The following is a 6,856-nucleotide window of genomic DNA, read 5'->3' on the forward strand; positions in this document are numbered from 1 at the left end:
ACGTATGCGCACTTAGCGAAATTTCCTTTTTCAATTAGCGAAAGTTCCTTTATAATTAGCGAAAGTTCCTTTACTTAGCAGAAGTGCCTTTTGCTCTGAATGCGGCTTTCATTCATCAAAATATGCTTGAACGACACTCAAGCCGCTCCCATCATCAGGGCGCGACCGTAGGCGATCCGGGAGCACCTCGGCTTAATTCAAAAGGCCTGTAGAAATCTCTTTTATCGCTTGCACTTTTTGACTTTAATTTTTTCCAACAAAAAAAAGAGCCGCTTGGGCTCCCTCGCATGAATAAAAATTATTTCTCTACGACTTCTTCACCTTTATATGAGCCGCATGACGGGCACACACGGTGAGCTAATTTATATTCACCACAGTTGTCACACTTCACCATGCCTGGAACGGCCAGCTTAAAATGTGTACGACGCTTGTTTTTGCGTGTTGTAGACGTTCTTCTTTTTGGTACTGCCATGGATGACACCTCCTCAGACACTAATTAATCGTCAAAAAACTTTTTCAGTTTTTCCAACCTTGGATCAATCTGGTGCTTCGACGTTTCCTCATCAACAAGCGCCCAGTCATTCCCGGAGAGATGATCCTGAGCACGCGCTTTTTCACTGACTACTCGCATCGGTTTCTCAACCATAATTGCTTCAACGAGATAAGGGATTAAATCAATTTGTTCATTCTCAATGGTATGGACAAATTCTCCCTCATCTTCGTCTCCGTTCCCCGCCGTTAACAAAAATGTTTCGGCACTATTGATTTGAAAGGGATAATCAACATCTTCCAACGTCAAGGCACATGGGAGCACCATTGTTCCCGATATCCGCAGATGGAAGGTCAATGATCGTTTTGAAAATTCAACGACACCCTTAACCTCAACAGGTGATATGCTTCGTATTTCAGGATCCGAGCGAAACAATTCCAGAGGTAATACAACTTCTTTGTTAAAACTCAGCCCCTCATCTCGATACTGCATCAGATCAGGAACGGACCATGTTAAAGACATACTGAACCACCTCTAGACAACAAATGTTATTATAAGCCCCGCATAATAGAATGTCAATCCGCCGAGCTTCCTTAGTTAAGATTATCATAATAAGCGGATCAAGAGCAATTTCTCTTTCATTCGATGATTATGATAAAATAGGACCATTCATGATCTTGATTTCAAAAAGGATGAACGCATAATGATTATTGCCGGAATTATCGCCGAATATAACCCATTTCATAATGGACACCGCTATCAGCTTGACACGCTAAAGAAACAATTGCATCCTGACCTTGTCATTGTCGTCATGAGCGGGGATTTCGTACAAAGAGGCGAACCGGCACTTGTTTCAAAATGGCGGCGCACACAAATGGCGCTTCAAGCAGGTGCGGATCTTATCGTTGAACTTCCTTATATCTATGCAGTCGCTAAGGCGGATGTTTTCGCTCGAGGCGCAGTCGCCATTATGGATCGGCTCGGAGTAAACGCATTATTCTTCAGCAGCGAAAATGGAAAAATTGCTCCTTTTATGAATACCCTTTCGCTGATTGAGCACCACCAAGCAGACTATGACACGAAATTAAATGAATCAATGAAGCGGGGATTGAGTTACCCAAATGCCCATGCAGCTGCTTACCGAGCTATCGCTGCGGACAAATCAATTGATCTCGTCGATTTAGCAGAACCTAATAACAGCCTTGGTTTTCAATACATCAAAGCAATTCGGCAGCGAAACAGTCCGATAATACCGTACACCATTCCAAGACGTCACGCGCAGCACAATGATCAGAGTTGGGATCAAGAGAACACTATTGCCAGCGCATCAAGCATCCGCAGCCATCTTCAGCAACAATCGATACAGTCGATGAGCAATAAAGTGCCTGATTTTGTTGCTGATCGATTAGAATTGGCTCATCGCGAACAAGCCTACGGAACTTGGGAACTCTTCTTTCCCTATTTGAAATATAAACTAATCTCCTCAAGCAAAGAGCGGCTTCACGCTATTTATGAGATGGAAGAGGGTATTGAACATCGGTTGCAATCGCAAATTCGTCATGCGCACTCTTTTCAAGCGTTTATCTCGGCAGTTAAAACAAAGCGGTACACGTGGGCACGTCTACAGCGTCTCTCGGCACACATTTTGACGGATACACTGAAAAAACAGGCAATTTCACTTGCTTTAGAAAGTGAGCCTGATGCGATCCGTCTGCTTGGAATGAACGGCGTCGGACAAGCATATCTGGCGAAGATTCGAAAGAAGATCACGGTTCCAATCCTTTCTAAAATACGCAATCACCGTTCGGAAATGGTGGAGCTTGATCTCAAAGCAGCTCAAATTTACGATTTCTTAACGATTAAAGACCAAACAAAGACAACCTACAGTGAAACAGGACATCCTCCGTTTCGCTATGATGAAAAAACAGGGCGATTTCTCAATGAGTGACACTCATTAGGAAATCGTCCTGTTTCAACCCTGTATGTGTTATCGTTTCAGATACGCAACGGCTTCTTTGAATGTCGCAACCTTTACAATTTTCATTCTTGTATGGATATCTTTTGCCGTCTTTCGAGCGGTCTCGTATTCATGATCAGCCGCAGGGGCAAAAAAGAGATCCGCACCCGATCTGGATGCCCCGACTACTTTCTCAGCAATCCCTCCGATTGGCCCGACTTGACCGTTTAAGCCAATCGTTCCGGTTCCGGCAATGTCCCTTCCTCTTGCAAGGTTTTCCGGAACCAATTGATCGTATAATTCCAAAGTCATCATCAGCCCTGCAGAAGGTCCGCCAATATTTTGTATGTCGAAGTTTACTTTAGGACTCACCTGAACTTTGACATGATTATCTTGGTAGATGCCAATCCCCCAGCCTCTGCCTGCCCCAACATATTGTTTTGGGAATGGTGCAGATCTTACAGCAACGTTCCTGACTCGATGACCGCGCATCAGTGTCACTCGATAGGTGTCGCCAAGCTTCTTCATCTTAATTACGCGATCCATATCTTGCACAGTCGCAATCTTTTGACCGTCTACCCCAGTAATCAGATCCCCGGTCTTAAGCACTTTACTGCTTGGCATTCCTTTCATGACACCAAGGACAAGCACTCCGGCTTCCGTTAATTTAGGAGCCTTGCCCGCAGCTTTGTAAGCAACGTAAGCCGCCGACTGCTGGGCACTGCTCATATAGTTTTGCTGACGCAAATTATAATCCTGTTCATCCTCTTCAGGCATTTTAACCTGATTTTCTTTAACTAACGTTGAATATTTATTCCGATCGAATTTCGCCCATAAGTATTGGTAAATATTCGCTTTTCCTAAATAGATATAGACAAGACGGTAGGCTCCGTCAACTTTTTTTGCTCCGGTCACCTGAACCATTTTCGCCATTGATTCAGCTTTTCCCGGACGCTGCACATAATAAGGTGTGCTGACAAAGTTAAGCCCGAGGAGCACAACAACAGCAATGATCAAGGTCCACTTTATTATTCTTCTCCGCAAAGTAACGCCGCCTCCTTCAGTTACAGAATTTCGAGAGAATAACCTTTGTGATTATATGTAGTATGTGCTTATTTATTTTGATCATCGATTGGTCTATATGCGAAGATCGAAACGTATAGTGTCATAACGGACAAGTCATCGATACACTGAAAATTGCAGGTGAACCCAATCAATGAATCAATCAAAAACATTTACTTATTTGCTTGCGGCAGGCTCAGTTGCCCTTGTCGCACTTATGGTTTGCTATCCCGAAGTTGCTGTCGGCGGTTCGATCAAGGGATTAACTATTTGGTGGAACCAGGTATTTCCGGCATTGTTTCCATTCTTTGTGCTTGCAGAATTAATGATCAGTTTCGGTGTTGTCAATTTTGCCGGTATTTTGATGGAACCGCTGATGCGGCCGATCTTTCGCTTACCGGGAATCGGCGGGTTTGTTTTAATGATGGGGGTTGTCTCTGGTTTCCCTGCAGGCGCACGCATCACAGCTGACCTTTATAAAGACAAGAAACTCACCAAGTCCGAAGCAGAGCGGTTGGCGAGCTTCACAAATTTCAGCAACCCGCTTTTTATCTTTAGTGTTACCGCTGTTCAGTTCTTTCACCAAGCTTCACTTGGGATTATTTTCGCGCTTTCCCATTATTTTGGTAATCTTTGTGTCGGTTTAACCATGCGCTTCTTCAGTAATAGTAAAAAAAGGACAAATACCGTCCAAGTCCGCTCACGATTCGTTTATGCACTTGAGTGTATGCACCAAGAGCGTCTTGCGCACAATCAGCCGTTCGGAAAAAAAATAGGCGATGCCGTCGTGTCATCGGTTACGACACTCTTGGCAATTGGCGGTTTCATCGCTCTTTTTTCAATGTTGTATCAATTATTCCTCAACATTGGTGCAATCAACCTCTTGGGAGAAGTACTCAGCATATGTTTCAAATGGATTGGCTTTTCACCCGAGCTTGGTTCAGCGGTGATTCCTGGGCTTTTCGAATTAACAATCGGCGACAAGTCGGTTGCCGAGTTAACATCGGTGCCACTCATTGAACAAGTTGTCGTTGTTTCAGGTTTGCTCGGCTTTTGCGGCTTTTCCATTCAAGCCCAAGCAGTCAGTATTCTTTCTCAAGCAGGACTCAGTTCTCGTCTATTTTTAATCGGACGCATCTTGCAAATGATCTATTCATCCATCGCCGCATTCTTGCTTTTTCACGTATTCTCTACAAACAGCAGCACGGTTGAAACGACAACCGCGTTCAGTCAGAACTTAAGTGTTCTGACCCACCGTGCAGTTTTTTGGGGACCGACGCTTACATTCGTTGTGCTCATCATTTTTATTCTGCTTCAGTTGCACAGAGTTTGTTCACACAGTCATCATTTAAATGGATGACCTGCCTCTGTCAAACTTTGCTTTTAACGCGCGTTCCACCGGATCGGGTACGAGTTCATGAACCGATCCATGGTACATTGCAGCCTCTTTAACCATACTTGAACTTAAAAAAGAATACCGATTGCTCGTCATCATAAAACAGGTTTCAATTTTCGGGTTCAAATGCTTATTAATTGAGGCAATTTGCAGTTCATATTCAAAGTCGGAAATTGCGCGCAGTCCTCTCAGCACAATACTGACCTTTTTCTTTTGCACATAGTCCACAAGGAGACCTTCGAAAGAATCGACAGTCACCGAATCTAAATGAGCTGTAGCTTTCTTGAGCATGTCAACACGTTCCTCAACTGTAAAGAGCGGGTGCTTAGACGAATTATTCAGTACAGCAATAATGACATGGTCAAAAACCGTAAGCCCGCGTTTGAGAATATCCAAATGTCCATAGGTCACCGGATCAAAACTGCCCGGATAAACCGCAATTCGTTCACTCACCCGAAACACTTCCCTTTTCAGATCGGCAGATATAGATCGATACTGCCGTTTGCCCCTGATAGGTTCGATATTTTTCCCGATTCAACCGTTCATGAAAAGATTCGGGAAGTTCAACTCCTGTTTCATGCTCTGCAACAACAACCGCATGGTCAGCCAGCAAATCCTTTTCAATGAGTGTTTCAATGTCTAATCGAATGTGCTGCTTCGCATAAGGAGGATCTAAAAAAACCAAATCAAAGTTCATTCCATCATTGCTTAGCTGTTCCAAAGCACGCGTTGCATCAAGTTTAAGCACTTTTGAACGATTCTCGCAACGGCACAGCGCAATATTTTCACGAATTGTCTGACAGGCCGCTCCAGCCCGGTCAACAAAAACCGCCGCGCGCGCACCGCGGCTGAGTGCCTCAATGCCCAGAGCCCCGCTTCCTCCATAGAGATCAAGAACAGCGCCTCCGTCAAAAAAAGGACCAATCATATTAAAAATCGTTTCTTTTACTTTATCCGTCGTCGGGCGCGTCATTCGCCCATTAACCGCTTTAAGCCGTCGTCCTTTGTTTTCTCCTGAAATCACTCTCATGAATCGACCCTCCACTTGAAGATATATCGGATGAGCAATCAATCTCCCATAGCCGATTGATCTTAACGGCCGCAGAAACCAAAAAAACGCATGTCCGCTTCAGTCCTGTCTCACAATTAATTGCCATGTATATAATTTCATTGCTTGGTGAATACTAGCTTTTGGCAACATCCTAGAGAGATGTTGGCCCAACCGCGGATGCTTACGTTTCCCCATAAGTTTTCCGCCGGTTTCTCCTCTCCCATTGTCTTGCATCTTTATTGATGCGTAAAGACAGCCCGCAGTTTGCCTGCGGGTTTTTTCTTTTTCTTAAATTTATTCCATTTATCAGCCATGTTCGTAGCAATCAACGCTCCAATTGTACACCGCTTCAGCTTGTCCGCTGCTGTTAAACGCTAACGATCAGCGTACTTGCTCGCGCATCAGCCTCTCGTCGCGTTCCTCAGCTCTAGTTTTTCCCTTTTCATAGGTCGTTCTAACCTCTTGCATATGCGACACATCCACTGCTTTAACAAATTTTAATTTAAGCAGCTGATTCAAGGTCTTTTTTGTTTGCTCACGATCACAATAAAGAAGCGCATACTTCATCCGTTTTGAGATGTAATGCACATAACCATAACGCCGAAGCACACGTAAATATTTTGTATTATAAAGCCAGACAATAATTCCGTCTCTGTTCTGAATCCCCACTGAAACACGCCACCCCTTTGTTTCCGGTCCTTTAATGATTTATACTCAGGAACAAATCCGCACACGTGCTTAATGATCCATAAGCAGAAACCATTCTTCTCTCTGAGCATCATCGAAACAATAGAAACGATGCCTTAATGCGAATGACAGCCGCATTTTCCACCTGATCCGCACCCGCTGCTACACGAGCGGTCAAAAAATGGATCTCCGGTCGGTACTTTTATTGACTTA

At 44.2% G+C, this 6,856-nt stretch carries 8 protein-coding genes and 1 pseudogene; 2 read left to right on the forward strand and 7 right to left on the reverse strand.

From position 1 onward, the window contains the following. Nucleotides 1-298: 298 nt before the first annotated feature. Nucleotides 299-472 carry a 50S ribosomal protein L32 gene (gene rpmF / locus SIN01_RS03965; protein WP_010026240.1) on the reverse strand — a complete coding sequence of 58 codons (174 nt, stop codon included), beginning with the start codon at nucleotides 470-472 and terminating at the stop codon, nucleotides 299-301. Between the two features lie 24 nt (nucleotides 473-496). Further along, nucleotides 497-1,012, reverse strand: a complete 516-nt coding sequence (locus SIN01_RS03970) for a YceD family protein (protein WP_010026239.1) — start codon at nucleotides 1,010-1,012, stop codon at nucleotides 497-499. A gap of 181 nt (nucleotides 1,013-1,193) precedes the next feature. Here SIN01_RS03970 and SIN01_RS03975 point away from each other — a divergent pair, with 181 nt between their 5' ends. Then, nucleotides 1,194-2,438 (forward strand): nucleotidyltransferase, encoded by a 1,245-nt coding sequence (locus SIN01_RS03975; RefSeq protein ID WP_010026238.1) that lies wholly within the window; start codon nucleotides 1,194-1,196, stop codon nucleotides 2,436-2,438. 39 nt (nucleotides 2,439-2,477) lie between these two features. Here the strand turns inward: SIN01_RS03975 and SIN01_RS03980 are convergent, their stop codons facing one another. Next, nucleotides 2,478-3,491 (reverse strand): SepM family pheromone-processing serine protease, encoded by a 1,014-nt coding sequence (locus SIN01_RS03980; protein ID WP_010026237.1) that lies wholly within the window; start codon nucleotides 3,489-3,491, stop codon nucleotides 2,478-2,480. A 172-nt stretch (nucleotides 3,492-3,663) separates the two neighbouring features. Here SIN01_RS03980 and spoVV point away from each other — a divergent pair, with 172 nt between their 5' ends. Then, the gene (spoVV, locus tag SIN01_RS03985) at nucleotides 3,664-4,869 is read left to right on the forward strand and encodes a dipicolinic acid transporter SpoVV (protein WP_010026236.1); all 1,206 of its coding nucleotides are present in this window, start codon (nucleotides 3,664-3,666) and stop codon (nucleotides 4,867-4,869) included. Here the strand turns inward: spoVV and coaD are convergent. The 4 genes and pseudogenes from coaD to SIN01_RS15325 form a co-directional block, all read right to left on the reverse strand. Then, nucleotides 4,858-5,358 (reverse strand): pantetheine-phosphate adenylyltransferase, encoded by a 501-nt coding sequence (gene coaD, locus SIN01_RS03990; RefSeq protein ID WP_010026234.1) that lies wholly within the window; start codon nucleotides 5,356-5,358, stop codon nucleotides 4,858-4,860. The genes spoVV and coaD overlap by 12 nt on opposite strands. Then, nucleotides 5,351-5,935 (reverse strand): 16S rRNA (guanine(966)-N(2))-methyltransferase RsmD, encoded by a 585-nt coding sequence (rsmD, locus tag SIN01_RS03995; RefSeq protein WP_047035552.1) that lies wholly within the window; start codon nucleotides 5,933-5,935, stop codon nucleotides 5,351-5,353. Before rsmD ends, coaD begins: the two co-directional genes overlap by 8 nt. A 402-nt stretch (nucleotides 5,936-6,337) precedes the next feature. Beyond that, nucleotides 6,338-6,625: a YlbG family protein gene (locus tag SIN01_RS04000; protein WP_010026714.1), complete on the reverse strand. Its 288-nt coding sequence runs from the start codon at nucleotides 6,623-6,625 to the stop codon at nucleotides 6,338-6,340. Between the two features lie 134 nt (nucleotides 6,626-6,759). Further along, nucleotides 6,760-6,856: pseudogene (locus SIN01_RS15325) on the reverse strand (YlbF family regulator); the annotation flags it as partial.

The sequence above is a fragment of the Sporolactobacillus inulinus genome, from assembly GCF_006539285.1.
In the GTDB taxonomy this organism is placed as follows: Bacteria; Bacillota; Bacilli; order Bacillales; family Sporolactobacillaceae; genus Sporolactobacillus; species Sporolactobacillus inulinus.

Excerpts from the sequence above, each read along its gene's own strand:
- SIN01_RS03975 (WP_010026238.1), top strand. The coding sequence starts at position 1,194 with ATGATTATTGCCGGAATTATCGCCGAATATAACCCATTTCATAATGGA.
- SIN01_RS03970 (WP_010026239.1), bottom strand. The coding sequence starts at position 1,012 with ATGTCTTTAACATGGTCCGTTCCTGATCTGATGCAGTATCGAGATGAG.
- spoVV (WP_010026236.1), top strand. The coding sequence starts at position 3,664 with ATGAATCAATCAAAAACATTTACTTATTTGCTTGCGGCAGGCTCAGTT.
- rpmF (WP_010026240.1), bottom strand. The coding sequence starts at position 472 with ATGGCAGTACCAAAAAGAAGAACGTCTACAACACGCAAAAACAAGCGT.
- rsmD (WP_047035552.1), bottom strand. The coding sequence starts at position 5,935 with ATGAGAGTGATTTCAGGAGAAAACAAAGGACGACGGCTTAAAGCGGTT.